This window comes from Pseudomonas khorasanensis (assembly GCF_014268505.2).
In the GTDB taxonomy this organism is placed as follows: Bacteria; Pseudomonadota; Gammaproteobacteria; order Pseudomonadales; family Pseudomonadaceae; genus Aquipseudomonas; species Aquipseudomonas khorasanensis.
Window position 1 is genome coordinate 1 of the sequence record NZ_JABWQP020000062.1, and the last position, 310, is coordinate 310.

Genomic DNA, 310 nt, shown 5'->3' on the forward strand with positions numbered 1-310 from the left:
ACCTTTTTTGTCTTCGATGCGCAGTTCGTTGTAGCCACCGCCGCCCATGGAGCTCAGGGTCTTGAAGGTGCTGCGGGTCTTGTTCGCCGGCAGGGCGTAGGGGACGGTGTTTTCCTTGTGGTACAGGCAGCCGCTGATCAGCGGTTGATCGGGGTCGCCTTCAAGGAAGGTGACCAGCACTTCCATGCCGATGCGCGGGATGGCGATGCCGCCGTATTGCGCGCCGGCCCAGGCGCTGGAGACGCGCAGCCAGCAACTGGTCTTGTCGTCGGCCTGACCTTCGCGGTCCCAGTGGAACTGGACTTTGACC

The 310-nt window shown here is 62.9% G+C and carries 1 protein-coding gene; it reads right to left on the reverse strand.

Features of this window, described 5'->3' with window-relative positions; genetic code table 11:
- Positions 1-310: type VI secretion system tip protein TssI/VgrG (gene tssI, locus HU727_RS25595; protein ID WP_217847167.1), on the reverse strand; the 310-nt coding region annotated here is incomplete at both ends.